16 protein-coding genes are annotated in these 16,851 nt (G+C 58.7%); 10 read left to right on the top strand and 6 right to left on the bottom strand.

The window, feature by feature from the left end; all coding sequences use genetic code 11:
- The first annotated feature begins 212 nt into the window (after positions 1-212).
- The 4 genes from M9920_07505 (at position 213) to M9920_07490 (ending at position 4,421) form a co-directional block, all read left to right on the top strand.
- The gene (locus M9920_07505; GenBank protein ID MCO5052132.1) at positions 213-1,193 is read left to right on the top strand and encodes a MoxR family ATPase; all 981 of its coding nucleotides are present in this window, start codon (positions 213-215) and stop codon (positions 1,191-1,193) included.
- Between the two features lie 21 nt (positions 1,194-1,214).
- The gene (locus M9920_07500; GenBank protein MCO5052131.1) at positions 1,215-2,576 is read left to right on the top strand and encodes a DEAD/DEAH box helicase family protein; all 1,362 of its coding nucleotides are present in this window, start codon (positions 1,215-1,217) and stop codon (positions 2,574-2,576) included.
- On the top strand, positions 2,573-3,364 hold the full coding sequence (locus M9920_07495) for a Cthe_2314 family HEPN domain-containing protein (GenBank protein ID MCO5052130.1): 792 nt from the start codon (positions 2,573-2,575) through the stop codon (positions 3,362-3,364). The genes M9920_07500 and M9920_07495 overlap by 4 nt, the downstream gene beginning before the upstream one ends.
- A gap of 220 nt (positions 3,365-3,584) precedes the next feature.
- On the top strand, positions 3,585-4,421 hold the full coding sequence (locus M9920_07490) for a KilA-N domain-containing protein (protein MCO5052129.1): 837 nt from the start codon (positions 3,585-3,587) through the stop codon (positions 4,419-4,421).
- Positions 4,422-4,506: 85 nt separating this feature from the next.
- Here the strand turns inward: M9920_07490 and M9920_07485 are convergent, their stop codons facing one another.
- Positions 4,507-4,812, bottom strand: coding sequence for a type II toxin-antitoxin system RelE/ParE family toxin (locus M9920_07485; protein MCO5052128.1), 306 nt, complete (start codon positions 4,810-4,812; stop codon positions 4,507-4,509).
- Complete coding sequence (locus tag M9920_07480) at positions 4,809-5,033, bottom strand: addiction module protein (GenBank protein MCO5052127.1); 225 nt, start codon at positions 5,031-5,033, stop codon at positions 4,809-4,811. Before M9920_07480 ends, M9920_07485 begins: the two co-directional genes overlap by 4 nt.
- 263 nt (positions 5,034-5,296) lie before the next feature.
- On the opposite strand from M9920_07480, the gene M9920_07475 reads away from it, so the two are divergent.
- From M9920_07475 to M9920_07450, 6 genes are all read left to right on the top strand, one after another.
- Positions 5,297-6,256 (top strand): DUF58 domain-containing protein, encoded by a 960-nt coding sequence (locus M9920_07475; protein ID MCO5052126.1) that lies wholly within the window; start codon positions 5,297-5,299, stop codon positions 6,254-6,256.
- A gap of 77 nt (positions 6,257-6,333) precedes the next feature.
- On the top strand, positions 6,334-6,888 hold the full coding sequence (locus tag M9920_07470) for a hypothetical protein (protein ID MCO5052125.1): 555 nt from the start codon (positions 6,334-6,336) through the stop codon (positions 6,886-6,888).
- Positions 6,885-7,925, top strand: a complete 1,041-nt coding sequence (locus M9920_07465) for a VWA domain-containing protein (protein ID MCO5052124.1) — start codon at positions 6,885-6,887, stop codon at positions 7,923-7,925. Before M9920_07470 ends, M9920_07465 begins: the two co-directional genes overlap by 4 nt.
- A 118-nt stretch (positions 7,926-8,043) precedes the next feature.
- A complete protein-coding gene (locus M9920_07460; protein ID MCO5052123.1) occupies positions 8,044-10,008 on the top strand; it encodes a VWA domain-containing protein in 1,965 nt (654 codons plus the stop codon).
- Entirely contained in the window at positions 10,008-11,852 is a 1,845-nt protein-coding gene (locus M9920_07455) for a BatD family protein (protein ID MCO5052122.1), read from the top strand. Before M9920_07460 ends, M9920_07455 begins: the two co-directional genes overlap by 1 nt.
- Positions 11,849-12,646, top strand: coding sequence for a hypothetical protein (locus M9920_07450; GenBank protein ID MCO5052121.1), 798 nt, complete (start codon positions 11,849-11,851; stop codon positions 12,644-12,646). The genes M9920_07455 and M9920_07450 overlap by 4 nt, the downstream gene beginning before the upstream one ends.
- Here M9920_07450 and hpnD read toward each other — a convergent pair.
- From hpnD to M9920_07430, 4 genes are read right to left on the bottom strand one after another with little or no spacing between them, the layout of a single operon-like run.
- Complete coding sequence (gene hpnD, locus M9920_07445) at positions 12,628-13,500, bottom strand: presqualene diphosphate synthase HpnD (GenBank protein ID MCO5052120.1); 873 nt, start codon at positions 13,498-13,500, stop codon at positions 12,628-12,630. The two genes, M9920_07450 and hpnD, sit on opposite strands and share 19 nt — an antisense overlap.
- Before the next feature lie 4 nt (positions 13,501-13,504).
- On the bottom strand, positions 13,505-13,756 hold the full coding sequence (locus M9920_07440; protein MCO5052119.1) for a hypothetical protein: 252 nt from the start codon (positions 13,754-13,756) through the stop codon (positions 13,505-13,507).
- 44 nt (positions 13,757-13,800) lie between these two features.
- Positions 13,801-15,213, bottom strand: a complete 1,413-nt coding sequence (locus tag M9920_07435; GenBank protein MCO5052118.1) for a sigma-54 dependent transcriptional regulator — start codon at positions 15,211-15,213, stop codon at positions 13,801-13,803.
- Positions 15,210-16,838: an ATP-binding protein gene (locus M9920_07430; protein MCO5052117.1), complete on the bottom strand. Its 1,629-nt coding sequence runs from the start codon at positions 16,836-16,838 to the stop codon at positions 15,210-15,212. The genes M9920_07435 and M9920_07430 overlap by 4 nt, the downstream gene beginning before the upstream one ends.
- Between the last annotated feature and the right edge of the window lie 13 nt (positions 16,839-16,851).

Below are 16,851 nucleotides of genomic sequence, written 5' to 3'. Positions count from 1 at the left end.
GGCGCTTCGACGCAGGTGTCGTGCCCATTTTCCCGGCGACGGCGAAGAAAACGAAGTGGCGGGTTAGCCGCGAATTTTCACGCGCACGGCTCGCCACCCCGCGCTCAGAGTGTCCTGAAACCGGGCAAGCCGCGTGTCTTTTCCCGGTCGCGGCGTGGAGTTGACGTTTCCGGCGCTTGAGTCAGTGCGACTCGCCCTCTAAAGTGCTGCGGATGAATTCTTCATTGCACGAACCGGCGCAGGCGGTCGCCACATGGGTGAAACAACTCCGAACGGAAATCGCCGGGGTGATCGTCGGCCAGGAACAACTGGTGGATCGTCTCCTCGTCGGCTTGCTGGCGAATGGGCACGTCTTGCTCGAAGGCGTCCCCGGACTGGCGAAAACCCTTTCCGTCCGCACGCTCGCGGCGGCGGTGCAGGCCAGTTTCCGCCGCATCCAATTCACGCCCGACCTCCTGCCCGCCGACATCGTGGGCACGCTGATTTACAGTCCGCAGGATGGGAAATACCACGCCACGCGCGGCCCGGTGTTCGCCAACTTTTTGCTTGCCGACGAAATCAATCGCGCTCCCGCTAAAGTCCAATCCGCCCTGCTCGAAGCCATGCAAGAACGCCAGGTGACGCTCGGCGGCGAAACCATGCCGTTGCCCGCGCCATTCCTCGTGCTCGCGACGGAAAATCCGATTGATCAGGAAGGCACGTATCCGTTGCCCGAAGCGCAGGTGGATCGCTTCATGTTCAAGGTGATTCTCGATTATCCTTCGGAAGCTGAAGAGCGAAAAATTCTGGACCGCATGGCCTTCACTTCGCCCGAGACGCCGGTCAAATCCGTGGTCGGTCTCGACGAAATCCTCAAGGCGCGCAAGCTCGTGGATCAGATTCACGTGGACGACAAGGTGCGCGATTACATCGTGCAAGTCGTGTTCGCCACGCGCCAGCCGGAGAAATACAAACTGGACATGAAGCATTACATCCAGTTCGGCGCGTCGCCGCGCGCGACGATCTTCCTGACGCTCGCCGCCAAAGCGTGGGCGCTGTTGCAAGGCCGCACTTACGTCACGCCCGAGGACGTGAAGAGCATCGGCCCGGACGTGTTGCGCCATCGCATCATCCTGACCTACGAAGCCGAAGCGCAAGCCGTGACCACGGATGCGATCATCAAGAAAGTGTTTAACGCCGTGCCGGTGCCGTGAAGCGAAACGGTCAATGCTTACATGCCAATCCAATTACACCAATGGCAAACCGCTGCGCTTACAAAGTGGCACTCTGCTAGACGGCAAGGAATCATCGAAGCTGTAACTGGCTCAGGGAAAACCTACGTTGCATTTGGCGCGTTGGAACAACTGCAAGCCGAGAACAAGAGCCTGAACACCTTGATTGTTGTCCCATCCGTTCCTTTAATGAATCAATGGCTAAACAAGTTGTCGCAGTTGTTTCCAGATCGTAGAGTCGGTCGTATTGGAGACGGGCATTCGGATGATTTTTCCAGATTTCCTTTTGCGTGTGTCGCCATCATTAACTCTGCGGTTCGACACGTTGACAAGCTGCTTGGTCACACGCGGCATGGGACTGTAAAAAGTTTTCTCATTGCTGACGAGTGCCACCATTACATTGACGCGCCTGTGTTTCGACGCATCCGAGATTTCCCATTCCATTACACGCTCGGTTTATCGGCCACGATTGAACCATACGACGTTCCCGGTCTAGGCAAAGTCATCTACGAATACCGTTTCAAAGATGCAAACCGTGACGACCTTGTTCCGAGTTTTGACTTGGTCAACACGACAGTTTCATTAACGCCGGGCGAGCAAGCAGATTACGAAAGTCTGACGGAGAAAATCAGAGACCAGATTCTGCTTATTCGAGAAGCGTTTCACTTCGAATTGCTGAACGTCCCGGAACGTGAGTTTTTCACGCGGCTCAAGCAACTCATGTCAAGAGACGATGGAAGTGAAGACCCGGTGATTAAACGGTTGTTCGGACTGATTTTCAGGCGCACAAAGATTTACTACATGTCGGAGCGCAAGATGGCTCTTGCAACCGATTTGATTCGGCTCTTGGTGCAAGACGGCAGCAAGAAGGTAATTGTGTTCTTTGAGCGGATTGATTCGGCGGAAGATGTCCAAGAGGATGTTGCGCTCGAAGCCGCCTCAAAACTTCGCGCTCAGATTCAGGAGGTCATGCAAATCTGGTGCAAGGTGTTTCACAGCGGATTGCAGCGGGCAGAGAGAGAGGAAGTCCTCCGTGAGTTCCGCGCAAACAAGCAATCAGCGTTATTGGCGTGTCGTTGTCTCGACGAAGGGATAGATATTCCTGAAGTTGATGCGGCAATTCTCGTCGCGTCCACTCAATCGCGCCGTCAGCGTATTCAGCGAATCGGCAGAACACTTCGCCGTGGCGATGGCGAGAAGCGTCCGCTCATTATCACGCTCTATTGCCAAGAGACTCGCGATGAGAACGTCATTCAAAATGATGCCGAAATTTTTGCAGGCGTCGCAACATTCCACGAAACCAGTGAGCGCGGTTGTGTAAATCAGGTGAAAACTTTGCTGGCGAGAAAGGAGCGAAACGGATGAAACGTCTTCACCGTCCAAAACCAAACTCGCACAAGATCGCCGGACACCCGCTCGCCAAAAAGGTGCTGGACGATCTCCGACCTTGGTTGGAAAGCAAAGCGTCTGAGACGAACGCGGAATCTGCCCAGTTAAGCGGGTGCGTCGGGTATGCAGACAATGTTTTTGGTCATACCGCTGCAATTCAATCCGCAATCGAGAACTTGGAGAGAAGCCAGTATTTTATCGAGTCGTTTCCGCAACCTCGCCGAAATGTGAAGCGGGGTGTTAGACAACACGATTGGATAGAATATCACTACTCACACTATCTCATAACCCTCGTCAGTCTGCTCGACATCTCCTTGAGACTTACGAATGTGGTCTTTTGTTTAGGAAACCGTGAACGCGACTGCAAGTTCGAGTTGGTCACGAAAAATAGTTGGGTTGCGCGAACTCCTGTTGCTGGCGCTTTGGGAGAAATCAAAAAGCTCATTTACTCTCACAAAGAAGGGCGAAACAATTTTGTCCACTGCGGTCAGATTCCCAAGATTGCATCGATGATGAAATCTGAATATCTCAACAACCTTGACCGCTTTAGTTTCATTGAAATGTGCGGCGAGCCGGTTGTGGACAAAAAGACACTTGAACTTGCATACAAGGGACAGGTGAAAAAGATTTCGGCAAAATTAAAGAACGAGACAGATTCCATTTTCGACGCCGTGTGGAAACTTTTTAACAAACTTGAACCAATCTACGAAAGAAATGCCAACACACTGAAAGCGTTGCCTGAGGCAAAAGGAAGTTTAATATGACCCTCCCCGAACCCCTTGAAACCGTCCGTCGTGTCGAGGTGCGCACCAACCGCCTCGGCAATATCGGTTTCGCGAAACCTATCGAATTCGAGAGGTTTGGCAATTGTGGCGAATTTGCCACAATTAAAAATCGGGGGGACGAAATGAATCCGGTCTTATTCCCGTCGAATTCGACGGGAATAGAAACTTAAGTGGTTACCATTCACCTCCAACTGAACGCATGAGCAAACCAAAGAAAACCGTCATCGAAGTCCAAGGCGCGGCCATCGGGGTGCTGAATCAGAACAGTCAGGATTTCATCTGCCTGACTGACATGGCGAAAAAATTTGGCGACGACGTCTTGATTTATAGTTGGATGCGGAATCGTAACACCCTCGAATTCATTGGCGTCTGGGAGCAAGTCCACAATCCGGATTTCAAAGGTCTCGAATTCGAGACCTTTAGAAATCAGGCGGGCTTGAACAGCTTCTCATTAACTCCTCGCAAATGGATCGAAGCCACCAACGCCATTGGATTTCAATCCCGGGCCGGGCGATATGGCGGCGGCACTTACGCTCATCAGGACATCGCGTTTGAGTTTGGTTCGTGGTTAAGCCCGGAATTTAAACTTTATCTCATCAAGGAATTCCAGCGGCTCAAGGAGGATGAAAACCGTCGCCTCTCGCTGGCGTGGAATCTGAACCGCACTTTGTCAAAATTGAACTACCGCATCCATACCGACGCGGTGCAGGCGCATTTGATTCCGCCGGAAGTCACACCCGCGCAAGCGGCCATCACTTACGCGACGGAGGCGGATTTGCTGAATGTCGCGCTTTTTGGCCGAACCGCCCGGCAATGGCGCGACGCGAATCCCAAGCTGGATGGGAATGTCCGCGATTATGCCAGCGTTGAACAATTACTCGTTCTGGCGAATATGGAAGGCATGAACGCGGAATTCATTCACATGGGATTGGCGCAGGGCGAACGGTTGAAGCGCTTGAACCAAATCGCCATCCGCCAGATGCGGGTTTTGACTTCGTCGAACTTGAAGGCCCTGCCCGGCGCAAAGAAAAATTAGCATGACCACCGCTGAATTGCTTGAAACCGTCCGCCGCGTCGAGGTGCGCACCAACCGCCTCGTCAACGACACGATGGTCGGCGCGTCATTTCAGCCGTTGTCGCAGTTTCGCCGGATTCCGCGCCCCGTGCCAGACGGCCACCACCTTGATTTCGGAGCGGGCTTCGTTGACCACGAAGTAAATCGAATACGGCCGGTCAGGCATCCGCGCTTTGCGAGCCTTGCGTCCGACCCTGGAAAAGCGGAAGGGCTGGGAGACAATCGCCGTCATGACCGCATCCGCTTCCCGGATAAACCGAACGCCGAGTCCTTCGGTCTGACCTTCATACCACGCCACGGCTTCCTGAAATTCAAACGTCGCTTCGGTGTCGTGAATGACCCAAAAGCTCATTTCTGGTATTTGGCGAGCGTCTCGTCGCGGAGCTGTTCCCACGGAATTCCGCGCCCGGGATTGTTCAGAGCCTCTTCCGCGCGGCGATCCAGTTCAGCGATTTGTTCGGGCGCAAGCGCATCGTCGCAAGCGCCGTATTTCTCCCGGATCATTGCGGCGACCACCTGTTGTTCTTCGGGAGACAGTTTTTCGATCTGCTCAAGGATTTGCGCCGCACTCATGGCGGCAATTTACCCCCTTGATTTACTCCCGCAAGCTGGAGTTTTACCATGACCACCACTGAGTTGCTGAAAACCGGCCGACGCGCTGTGGCGACAGGCATCCGTGCCGGCCGAAGCGTCGAGCATCCGGCCCAGCGGATTAAGCCAACGATTGGCTTGAATCATTCAAGCTTTCGCGAGCTTGCAATTATTGCGACGCTTTTTTCCGGGCGGCAGGATGCCACCCGCTACGTCAGGCCGGGAGGCCCGACGCTACTATTACCATGACCACCGCTGAATTGCTCGAAACCGTCCGCCGCGTCGAGGTGCGCACCAACCGCCTCGTCAACGACACGATGGTCGGCGCGTATCTCAGCCAGTTTCGCGGGCGCGGCATGGACTTCGAGGAGTTGCGCGAATACATGCCCGGCGATGACGTGCGCGATATTGATTGGAACGTCACCAATCGCATGGGGCGTCCGTTCGTGAAGCGTTTCCGCGAGGAGCGCGAACTCGGCATGGTGCTGGCCATTGATATTTCCGCGTCGTCCTCGTTCGGTTCGGCGCGGCGGACCAAGCGCGAGTTCGCCACGGAAATCGCCGCCACGCTGGCCTTCTCCGCCGCGCGGGCGAGCGACAAGGTGGCGTTGCTGTTGTTCACCGAGCAGGCGGAACTCTACCTGCCGCCGCGCAAGGGACGGCGCCACATCTTGCGGTTAATTCGCGAAATGCTGAGTTTCCAACCCAAGCATCGCGCCACGAACATTCCAGCGGCACTGTCGTTTTTGAATCGGGTTTTGGCACGCCGCTCGATGGTGTTTTTGCTGACGGATTTTTTGCATAGTTTCGCCAACAACCCCTCACCCGGTCTGTCGGCCACCCTCTCCCCATCCGATGGGGAGAGGGACGGGGTGAGGGGGCGCGATGCCATCCAAGAAATCGGCCTCACCAATGCCCGCCACGATTTGATTTGCATTCACTTGCATGATCCGCGCGAGAGCAGTCTGCCCCGCGCCGGTCTGTTGACGATTGAAGATGCGGAAACGGGTGAACTGCTTGAACTGGATACCAACCGCGCCGCCGTGCGGGACGAGTTCGCGCGCACCAACCTGATCCGTCTCGCGGAACTGGAAGGCGCACTGCGGCGCGCGGGCGTGGATGTGTTACGCCTTAATGCCGAGCAATCTTCCGCTCAAGCGCTGCAAAACTTTTTTGAACTACGTCGCGGCAGGAGGCGCGGATGAGAATGGACTCGCCCCGATCCGCACAAATCCTGAGAAACCGCTGGTGGCGGGTGCTGACACTCGCCGGCATTTTGGCAATGACCCCACCAACGGAGGCACAGGAGGCGGATGAATTTCCGGCACTGCGTCCAATCCGTACTGAAATTCCAACCACGTTTTGGGAACGACAAGGACGCGCCCTGACGCTTTACAGCCTGGAACTGCTCGCGCTTGGTGCCTTTGGCGTTTGGCTGTTCTCGCGGCCACGGGCGCGGGTGACGGAACCGCTCGCCGGGGTCACCCGACGGCAGTTGGAACAGTTGCGGACACAGCCTCGAAATCGTGACACCGCCAGTGCCATCGTGCGTTGCGTTCGTGGTTATTACCGGGCGGCGTTTGGCTTGGCGGCGGGCGAGCCGACCACCGAAGCGTTCTGTCGCGAACTCATCATCAACCCATCCGTTGGGAGCGCTCTGGCGGATCGCGTGGTGCGCTTTGTGCGCGGTTGCGATGCGACCCGGTTCGCGGCGGCGGGTTACGCCAACGTGCCGGAACTCTTACAACAAGCCAACGAGCTGTTTGAGGCGGGCGAGGCACGACGACGCGAGTTGCAAGCGTTGCCTTCGGGGCAACTGGCCTTTCGGATTTCATGAACAGCAGCTTTGAATTTCAATATCCGTGGGTGCTGGCGTTGCTGGCGTTGGTGCCGCTGTACGCGGTGTTGCGCGGCCGGGCGGGCAAACATTCGGCGTTGAAATTTTCGAGCGCGGATATCGCCCGGGCGGCTGGAGCAACGGCCCGAGCCGCCGCCGGACGGCTGTTGTTCTTTTTGCGTCTGCTGACGGTGGCGTTGGTCATCGTGGCGTTGGCGGGGCCGCGCTTTGCGAATGATCGCACCGAAACGCAGGCGAGCGGCGTGGACATCATGCTCGCGCTGGATTTGTCCTGGAGCATGATGGCGCTGGACATGAGCGGGCCGGGCGAGCGGGTGACGCGCTTCGACATCGCCAGCAGTGTATTGCAGGATTTCATCCGCAAACGGGAGAGCGACCGGATCGGGCTGGTGGTGTTTTCCGCCGTGCCGTATCTGGCGAGTCCGCTGACGTTGAATCACGCCTGGCTCGAAGAAAACTTGCAGCGCATGCACGTGGGGATGATTCGCGAATTGGGCACGGCCATCGGCGATGCCACGGCGCTGGCCGCCAAACGGCTTCAAGCCAAAACCGAAAGCAAAAGCCGGATCATCATCCTGTTGACCGACGGCGATAACAACAAAGGCGAAGTGGACCCCATACCGGCCGCGCAACTGGCCGCGGCGTTGGGGGCCAAGGTGTACACGGTGGGCATCGGCATCGAAGCGCCCTGCCAATTACCGGCCTTTGATCCGGCCACGGGCAAACTGTTGTTGGGGCCAAACGGCGAGGTGCGCCCGACCATCGCTTTGCAGCCGGCGAACTATTCGGTGCTGCACCGGATGTCGGCGTTGTCGGGAGCGCGATCGTATCGCGCCACCAGCCGACGGGAGTTGCAGAGCATTTACGATGACATTGATCGGCTGGAAAAAACCGAGGTAAAATTGCGTCGCTTTACGACGCACACGCCGTTGTTTCAATGGCCGCTGCTGGCGGCTTTGGGATTGTTTGGCGTGGAATGTTGGTTGACCAACACGCTGTTGAGAAGAGTGCCATGAGAACACATTGCCGCGTCAACAAGACCGAGAGTCGAACCGGTTCGCCACGGAACCGGGCGCGCGCGGCGACGCGGGGCTTTGACTTAAGCGCGGTTGACATCAAGTTGGGAAGCGTTACATGAGTTTTGCCGATCCACATTTTGCCGAACCGCAATGGCTCTGGCTGGCTCTGCTGGGGCCAATCGCGCTACTCGCATTGCAAGCGTACGCGGCCCGCGCGCGCGAACGCCAGTTGGCCCGGCTGGCAACCCCGGCCTTCGTGGCGGAATTAACCCGCTCCCATAGTCCCGGACGGCGGTTGTTCAAAAACCTGTTGCTGGTGTTGACGTTGATTGCCGCCAGTTTCGCGCTCGCGCGGCCGCAATGGGGCGCGCGCGGTATTGCCGTGGAGAACTTGACTGAAGATGTGGTATTTGCGGTGGATTGTTCCCGCAGCATGTTGGCGGCGGACATATCGCCCAGCCGGCTCGGACGCGCCAAGCTCGCGGTGCAGGATTTCGTCTGGCGCCACTCCAACGGGCGCGTGGGTCTGGTGGCGTTCGCGGGACAGGCCTTTTTGCAATGCCCGCTGACCTTCGATCACAGCGCGTTTCTGGATGCCTTGGCCGCGCTGGATGAAAGAACCATCGTGGTGCCCGGCACCGACGTGGGCGCGGCGTTGGATGAAGCTTTTCGCGCCATGGAAAAACTGGATCGCAAGAAGGTCGTGGTGCTGATGACGGATGGCGAGGATTTGGAAAAGAGCGGCGTGCGGATGGCCAAAACCCTGGCGGAAAAAGGGGTTACGGTTTACGCCATTGGCGTTGGCACGGAGGCCGGCGCGGAAATCCGGATCGTGAACGAACGCGGGCAGGTGGAGTTTGTGCGTGACCCGCGCGGACAAGTGGTGCGCAGCCGGCTGGACGAACCCACTTTGCGCAGCATCGCGCAAGCAACGCACGGTGAGTACTTCCCGTTGGGTGCACTCGGCGAAGGTCTGGCTAAAGTCAAACAAGCGTTGCGCGCGGCTGACGCCGACGCGGGCGTGGCCCCGGTGCGCCGCCACGGAATAGACCGGTTTCAGTTCCCGCTGGCGCTGGCGCTCGTGTTGTTGGTGGTTGAATCACTGCTGGGCACACGCCGACGGTTGCGGCCAGCGCTGGCGGGTCTCGGGCTGGTCCTGTTGTTGCAACCGGTTTCAACCAGCGCCGCCATTGAAGTGACCGCTCCCACCAACTCCGTTCCCGCCGCCGTTTCGTTGCCGGCGCCGAAGTCCGCTCCAGAATTTTTCCACGCCGGCACCGCGCAGCTACAAGCGAATCAATTTCATGAAGCGGAAGGTTTTCTGCAAAGCGCGCTGGCGTTGCAAGTGGGGCGGGTGCAACCAGCCACGCTCTATAATCTCGGTCAAACGCGGTATCAGTTGGGCATCGAGGAATTGAAAAAATCACCGGACGCCACGACCACGGCGCGGCGCGCGCTCGGCGCGTTGGATCGCGGTGACCAAGCCTTGAAAAGCGGGCGGGCGGCGCTGGAGAGCGACGATCTGCAGCGGTTGATCCAGGCGTATCTCAACGGGCGCGGCGCGCGACGCGGTTTGCGGGAAGCCACGGATCAAGTGCGACGCGCCGTGGCGGCGCACGGTGCGGCATTGCAAAAATGGCAGCGCGCGTTGGATGATTTCAAAAGCGCGTTGGAGTTGGATTCCGAGGATCAGGACGCGTGTGAGAACATCGCCATTCTGGAGGAAGCCATCGCCAAGTTGATTGACAAGATTCGCGCGCTGCAACAGCTCGGCCAAATCATGGGTCAACAACAGCAGGCGCTGGGCGAACTGATGAAACAATTGCGGGGGAAAATTCCCGCTGAAGACGCACCTCCGGGAGCAAGCGGTGACGAGGATGAAGACGATGAAGAGGATGGCCAGAACGGGCCACGCGAAGGGCAGAAGGAAGGCCGCACCCGGGAGGGACAGACCCTGCTGATCTCGCGCGAGGAAGCGGGATGGATTTTGGATGCGTTGAAACTGGGCGGCGACCGGCGGCTGCCGATGGGCCAGGGCGACGAGAAAAAACCTCAGGATCAAAAAGGAAAAGATTGGTGATGCTCCGACTTGTCGCCACTACCGTGTTGATTTTCCGTCGCCTGACGGGGCGGCTTCCGAGCGTCGTGCTCGGCTTGCTGGGTGGCGCGGGCGTGTTGATGTCCCAGGTCAAATCCCCGGATCCGTTGTTGCAATTGATGCTCACGCAACCGCCCATGGACGTCAGCACCAACGTCACCGTAACGGCTGAACTTGATCCACCCATCATTGCCGCCGGCGAACAATCCACCTATCGCGTAACGATCAGCGCCCTTGACGATTCCATCCGCTGGCCGGCGGATATTTTGGCGCCGTTGGACTTAACCCTGCAATTTGGCTCGCGCGCCCAGATGTTGGAGCCGGGAGCGGATCGCATCCGTCCGTTCACCACCATCAATCATCACGTCACCGCGCGTCGCGTCGGGACTTATACGATTCCGGAATTCAAAGTGCAGGTGTACGGCAATCCCGTCACCGTGCCCGCCGTGCAATTGAAAGTCGTCGCGACGCCACCAGACAACCTCCCCCCGGCGCCGCGGCTTTATTTGCAACTGACGGAAACCAACATTTACTGCGGCCAGCCAGTCGAGTTCCAAGTCTATCTGCCCTCGCCAAGCAACAACTTTGTGCAGGCGCTCAGCCAGATGCAACTGAACGGAGACGGAGTGTTGTTGGATCAATCAGCCGCGCGTCAACGGGTTCAAGCGCTGGAATTTATGGGCCGGTTGCGACCCGTGTTCATCTACGAATCCACGCTGACGCCGCTCGTCGCTGGGCGTCTGGACGTGTCCGCCCAGGGCTTCACCATGCTCAATCCTCGCGGCACGCCGACTGGAGTTTCGCCCCGTTTCCTCTTGCTCGATTCCGATACGGTGCAGTTGAACGTGGAGCCGCTGCCGCGCACGGGCGAGTTGCCGGGCTTCACCGGGGCCATTGGCAAATTTTCCGCATTACCCCCGCAACTTTCCGCCGGGGTCATCCGCGTCGGGGACATGGTAAAACTGATGGTCGCGTTTGAAAGTCAGAGCGGAGCACGACGTCTGGTCGCGCCGCCGCCGCCAGCCGTTACGAATTGGCAGGTCTATCCCGCCGTGAGTGAAAGGTCCATGATGCCGCCAGCGGGCAACCCGAATGGCCCCGGAGCCATCATGGCTTTCAGTTACACGTTGATTCCGCTGGCCGATCATTTGACGGAAACTCCGGCGATTCCGTTCTCGAGTTTCGATCCCGAACAAAAGCAATACGTGGACCTCACCATTCCGCCGCAACCAATTCGCGTGGAAGCGGGCGCCGCCTCGGCGGAGGCGCAGGCATTGGCGCAAGCCGCCGCCGCACCGGAACCGGAAAGCAAACTGCAACTGAGCGAGCTGGCGGACGCGCCGGGACGTCGCACCAATCCGTTTGCCGCGCCGCAGTTGAGTCGCGGGTTTCTCATCGGGCAACTCGTTCCGTTCGCCGCGCTGGTCATTCTTTGGTATTGGGCGCGGCGCCGGCAATTTTTGGAGCGCCATCCGGAAGTGGTCCGAAAGCGAGCCGCCCGCCGGGCCTTGCGACAGGAACGCCGGGTCTTGCGCGCCGCCGCCCGGGCAAATGATGAAGCCCGCTTCGCCAGCAGTGCGGTTCAGGCATTGCGACTGGCCTGCGCCCCGCACTTTCCCGCCGCCCCGGCCGCCTTGGTGAGCCGCGATATTTTGGAAGTTTTCGATGAACCAACACGGACCAGTCGCGCGGCGGAAATGGTGCGCGCTTTCTTTGTGCAAACCGACGAGGCGCAGTTCGGGGCCACGCCGCCACCCGCCGGCGAACTGCTGGGCTGGCAATCCGAACTCAACGTGCTGCTTGACGTTTTGGAGGCAAAATTATGAGCGCGAGGTCTTTGCATCTACTACGCGGTTGGTTGTCCGCTCTCGTTGCGTTCTACTCGATTTGGACCGTGGGTGCTGACGCGGTTTCGTCACCGAGTTTTGCTGGTGGACAGGAGGCCTATGAACGCGGCGACTACGAAACCGCGATTGCGAACTTTCGGGCGCTGGCCGTCACGGCGCCGGCGGCGGGAATCTTTTTGAACTGGGGCAACTCCGAATGGCAACTGGGGCACACGACGGAAGCGTTGCTGGCCTGGGAACGGGCGCTGTTGATTTCGCCGCACGACGCTCAAGCGCGCAACAATCTGCAATTTGCCCGCGAGACGGCGCAGCTCGAAGCGCCCCATTGGACCTGGGGCGAAATTGCAGCCGCTTGGTTGACGGCCCGAACCTGGGCGTGGCTGGCGTGCCTCAGTTTCTGGTTTGCCATCAGCCTGGCGGTGCTGCCACCCGTGTTGCGTTGGCGGAAAACCGGCTGGCAACAAGCCGGCATGGCGTTCGGACTTGGCGTGTTCCTGTTGAGTCTGCCCGCGAATTATGGCACTTGGACGCGCACAAAAGTCGGGTTCATCGCCGAGGCGGAAACGCCGTTGCGCCTGACGCCAACGGCCGAAGGCGAACCAGTGGTGCAATTGGCGGCGGGGGAACCGGGGCGCGTGCTGCGAACCCACGATGGTTATCTGCTCGTGCAAACCCGGTTGGCGCGCGGCTGGGTCGCGCGTGAAGAATTCAGCTTTCTCATCGCGACTCCATTGAGCGCTGGAGCGGCGTTTGCTCAAAGCACGTTGCCGTAGTCCGATCGCGGACAACGTAACGCGTGCCGCCACCACGAACGCAAAATCAATTGAACTTTAACGACCCGGTGTAGGCGAATCGGAGCGGCGGCAAAGACGTTGAAATGGTTGCGCTTCAGCTTTTGCAACAGCCGCCAATAAACCGCGCCCATCAATTCGGCGGCCACCATGGCGCGCTGATCCTCCGGCGGCAACGCCTCGCGCGCCTCGCGGTAATAGTCCTGCGCCCGGGTCGCAATCGCTCTCGCCAGTTCGGCGTACCGATCGGAATACTGCCCCCGCAGAATTTCGGCCTCCGACACTCCGTGCGCTTTCAAATCCGCGAGCGGCAGGTAGATGCGACCGCGCTCCGCATCGTTGCGAACGTCGCGGAGGATATTGGTCAATTGCAACGCCTGCCCCAGCGCCACCGCATAATCGCGACAATGCGGATTTTGGTAGCCGAAAATTTCGATGCTCAAGAGTCCAACGACCGACGCAACCCGATGGCAATAGAGTTTCAATTCCGCGGCGGTGTTGTAGCGCAGCGTATCAAGGTCCATCTCGCAACCTTGAATCAATTGATCGAACAGGGTGAATGGCAAATCAAACTCACGGATGACGGATTGCAACTCCTGATTGACGATGAATCGAGGCGCACCACCGTCGCAAGCGCGCTGAAGGTCCGCGCGCCATTCCGCCAAACGGGCGCGCCGCTCGGCCACCGGTACGGCGTCTTCATCCGCCACATCATCCACCTCCCGACAGAAGGCATACAGCGCGGCCATGGCGTTGCGGCGGGAGCGGGACAGAAGAATGAAGGCCAGCGCCAGATTGGATGCGCTCTTTTTGGTGATCGCCTGGCTCTGCTGCATGCGGTCAGGATTCTGCCGAGGTGGTGGTGCCGGGTTCGCGGATTGGCGGCAAACCGCGCGTCTCCGCGAGCGTCGGATTCATCGGCGGTTGGGATCGGTGTCGGCGTTTGGATTTCGAGTGGGAAGTGGAGGCGGAGCGGGGCGCGCGCCGATATTTGTAGCGTCGTTCCCGACGCGGTTTCCGAATGAAAAACGCCCAAAGAAAAAGGAGCACCACCAGGCCCGTTAGCGCCAGGTAGAGCACCCGATTTTCCATATTCCAATTATGCAAAAAACTGTGAAACATGAGCTGGTTGAGTTTCAGGCATCGGCTGGATTTTTGCCAGTCTCCTCGTCGCCGGACAGCAAATTGAGCCGTTGCATGCGATAGCGCAGGGCGTGGCGGCTGATTTGCAGCTTGTCCGCCGATTTGGTCAGATTATGCGCGTTGCTGGTCAAAGTGGTGTTGATCAATTCGCGCTCGAAATCGGCCACCAACTCGTCCAGCGAACGATCCCCCGTCACCGTCGGCGTCGCGGGGCGGGTCAGCCGGGTTTCCAATTCAAAATCGGGCAGACTCTCCGCGGTGATTTCCGGTGACTTTTCCAAAATCAACGCGCGCTCGATGACGTTGCGCAGCTCACGCACATTGCCGGGCCAACGATGCGCCAGTAATTTCTGCTGCGCGCCGCGTGAGAGACGTTTGACATTTTTATTCATCGCGTTGGCGAAGCGGCGCAGAAAATGTTCGGCCAGCATCCGCACGTCGCCGTCTCGTTCGCGCAACGGTGGCAGATGAAATTGAATGACGTTCAAGCGGTGAAACAGGTCTTCACGAAAATCGCCCGCCTCGATGGCCTTGACGATATCGCGATTGGTGGCGGCCAGCAGGCGGACGTCCACGCGCAACTCCCGACTGCTGCCCAGGCGGGTGAAGGTGCCATCCTCCAGAAAACGCAGCAGCTTGGCTTGCAGGGGCCGGCCCATGTCGGCGATCTCGTCCAGAAAAATCGTGCCGCCATCGGCCTCCTCCACGCGCCCGTGTTTCTGTTTCAACGCGCCGGTGAAGGCGCCGCGCTCGTGCCCGAATAATTCACTCTCGAGCAGGGTTTCGGGAATCGCCGCGCAGTTGATGCGGATGTAAGGCGCGCGTTGCCGCAAGCTCAGACTGTGCAGCGCGCCCGCCACCAGTTCCTTGCCGGTGCCGCTCTCGCCAAGAATGAGCGCGCGGGCATCAGTCGGGGCCACCGTTTGAATGAGTTGACGCAACTCCTTCATTTTGGGCGAGTCGCCGACGATTTGATCCAGTTGATAAGTCGCGTTGGCGCGCGCGAGCAATTGCGCGTTGGCCTGCAACAACCGGTGCCGCTCCGCGCAACGCGCCACCGAGTGCAACAATTCCTCGGGCGCGAATGGTTTGGCCAGATAATCCATGGCGCCGGCTTTGATGACCTCCACCGCCAGCTTGGGCGTGGCGTAGGCGGTGATCATCAAAATTGGCAGGTCCGGCCAGCGCGCGCGAATTTTGTAGAGGAAATCGTAACCGCTCATGCCGCCCAGGCGCGCGTCAGTGATGACCATGAACACCGACTCCTTGGCCAGCAGTTCGAGACCGGCTTCGGCGGATTCCACCGCCAAGACCATGTAGCCTTCGTCCCCGAGCAAGGTTTGCAGGGAAAGGCGCATGTTTTTCTCGTCATCCACGACGAGCAATGGTGGCAATGGCGCACTCATGACAGCGACGGCAACAAAGTTCGCGCCGGGAAAGTTAGGATAAATTTGGCGCCATTTCCAAGTTCGGATTCGACGCGCACCGTACCGCCGTACAGTTCGATGTTCCGTTTGGCAATGGCCAGCCCCAGACCGCTGCCGCGTTCCTTGGTCGTGTAGTAGGCTTCAAAAATGCGTTCCTGCCGATCCGGCGGAATGCCCGGCCCGTCATCCTGTACGGAAATTTCGATGGCGTTGTTCTCCAGCAAGCGCGCCTGGAGTTGGATTTTCCCCGTGGCGGAAACGGCATCCCGCGCGTTCTGCAACAGGTTGCCCACCGCATCCGCGAAATGCTGGCGCTGCATCAGCAACGGCGGGAACGGTCCGTGAAAATCACCTTGCACTTGCGCGGCGGCGGGCGCGCTGGGCGGGAAGGTTTCGGCCACCGCCCGGTTAAGCTCCTGAATCAAATCCAGCTTCTCCACCCGGCCTTCGGTCAATTGCGCGTAGCCCATGACCTGCGTGATGATGCGATCCGCCTTGCTCACTTCTTCGCGGATGATCTCGATGGAAGGCAGGCTTTCCGGGTGCGTCGCCGCCAGGTTTTTTTGCAGTGAGAAAGTGACATTATTGATCACCGTCAGGGGATTTTTGATCTGATGCGCCACCTCGGCCGCCAGCCGACCGGTGGAGCGAAGTTGCTCCGTGCGCGCGGTAAATTCATTTCGCTCGTCCACGGCGCGCCGTTGACCGGCTGCCAACACCTGCACGCCGTAACAGCAGAAAGCGAGCAACACCAGCACGGCAACTTGTAACACGTAATGGCTGCCGGCGGGTTCGCTCTCGGAAGACGAGGCCACCAGCGCCGCCAGATTTTGCCGCCAAGGCAACATGCTCCGCACTTCGGGAGCCAGCAGGGATCGCAAGTCCGCTTCCGAAAGTTGGTTCGCGCTCGCGTTGACGAGATTGGAGCGCACTTCGGGAGCGAGGTTGTCCCAAAAGATGCGGCGGAACGGCGCGGGCGTCGTTTCCAGCCAACGCGCCAGCGCAAAAGGGTCGTCAATTTCACCGGCCGTAACGCGCTGCGAGCGGATCGGAATGGTGCCCAACACGAGTTCGCGCTGGGAATCTCGTTCCACAATGCCCGCCATCAGAAAGAAAATTCCCAACGTCAGATTGAGCACGATCTGCGGTGCCGCCAGCGGAATGGAGGCCGCGTTGACGATGATCAGCGCCGGGTAAACCCAATACAGATTGCTTTCAAAGCCACCCGTGACAATGGTCAATCCGCCCAGGAACAGGCCATCAGCCAAACCCAGGAAAAAGATGATCCATTGCACCAAACCGGTGGGGAAGCGGCGCACGACCAAAAAGAAAACGGTCACGACCAGAATGGTGACGGTGTAAGCCAGGATGAGGTTTTGGATCGTTTCAAACACCACGTCGTAGGTGTTGACGACTTCAATCATCCAAGGCGTGGCCGAGTAATAGAATTGATAAAAGACAATCAACGCCACGATCAGGCGGATGGGCAGGAAAATATTTCGCTGGCGGGCGACCTCGTGCTCGGATTGCGCCATCGGCTTGGCGGTCGCCTGGCTGAGCGCCGCCGCGATTTGCCGCCACCATTGCCACCGGCTCGGATTCATAACGGGATCATCC

It is taken from the genome of Verrucomicrobiia bacterium, from assembly GCA_023953615.1.
GTDB lineage: Bacteria > Verrucomicrobiota > Verrucomicrobiia > Limisphaerales > JADLHS01 > JADLHS01.
This window is presented reverse-complemented; position numbering and strand designations above follow the sequence as displayed.

Excerpts from the sequence above, each read along its gene's own strand:
- M9920_07505 (MCO5052132.1), top strand. The coding sequence starts at position 213 with ATGAATTCTTCATTGCACGAACCGGCGCAGGCGGTCGCCACATGGGTG.
- M9920_07500 (MCO5052131.1), top strand. The coding sequence starts at position 1,215 with ATGCCAATCCAATTACACCAATGGCAAACCGCTGCGCTTACAAAGTGG.
- M9920_07495 (MCO5052130.1), top strand. The coding sequence starts at position 2,573 with ATGAAACGTCTTCACCGTCCAAAACCAAACTCGCACAAGATCGCCGGA.
- M9920_07490 (MCO5052129.1), top strand. The coding sequence starts at position 3,585 with ATGAGCAAACCAAAGAAAACCGTCATCGAAGTCCAAGGCGCGGCCATC.
- M9920_07485 (MCO5052128.1), bottom strand. The coding sequence starts at position 4,812 with ATGAGCTTTTGGGTCATTCACGACACCGAAGCGACGTTTGAATTTCAG.
- M9920_07480 (MCO5052127.1), bottom strand. The coding sequence starts at position 5,033 with ATGAGTGCGGCGCAAATCCTTGAGCAGATCGAAAAACTGTCTCCCGAA.
- M9920_07475 (MCO5052126.1), top strand. The coding sequence starts at position 5,297 with ATGACCACCGCTGAATTGCTCGAAACCGTCCGCCGCGTCGAGGTGCGC.
- M9920_07470 (MCO5052125.1), top strand. The coding sequence starts at position 6,334 with ATGACCCCACCAACGGAGGCACAGGAGGCGGATGAATTTCCGGCACTG.
- M9920_07465 (MCO5052124.1), top strand. The coding sequence starts at position 6,885 with ATGAACAGCAGCTTTGAATTTCAATATCCGTGGGTGCTGGCGTTGCTG.
- M9920_07460 (MCO5052123.1), top strand. The coding sequence starts at position 8,044 with ATGAGTTTTGCCGATCCACATTTTGCCGAACCGCAATGGCTCTGGCTG.
- M9920_07455 (MCO5052122.1), top strand. The coding sequence starts at position 10,008 with ATGCTCCGACTTGTCGCCACTACCGTGTTGATTTTCCGTCGCCTGACG.
- M9920_07450 (MCO5052121.1), top strand. The coding sequence starts at position 11,849 with ATGAGCGCGAGGTCTTTGCATCTACTACGCGGTTGGTTGTCCGCTCTC.
- hpnD (MCO5052120.1), bottom strand. The coding sequence starts at position 13,500 with ATGCAGCAGAGCCAGGCGATCACCAAAAAGAGCGCATCCAATCTGGCG.
- M9920_07440 (MCO5052119.1), bottom strand. The coding sequence starts at position 13,756 with ATGGAAAATCGGGTGCTCTACCTGGCGCTAACGGGCCTGGTGGTGCTC.
- M9920_07435 (MCO5052118.1), bottom strand. The coding sequence starts at position 15,213 with ATGAGTGCGCCATTGCCACCATTGCTCGTCGTGGATGACGAGAAAAAC.
- M9920_07430 (MCO5052117.1), bottom strand. The coding sequence starts at position 16,838 with ATGAATCCGAGCCGGTGGCAATGGTGGCGGCAAATCGCGGCGGCGCTC.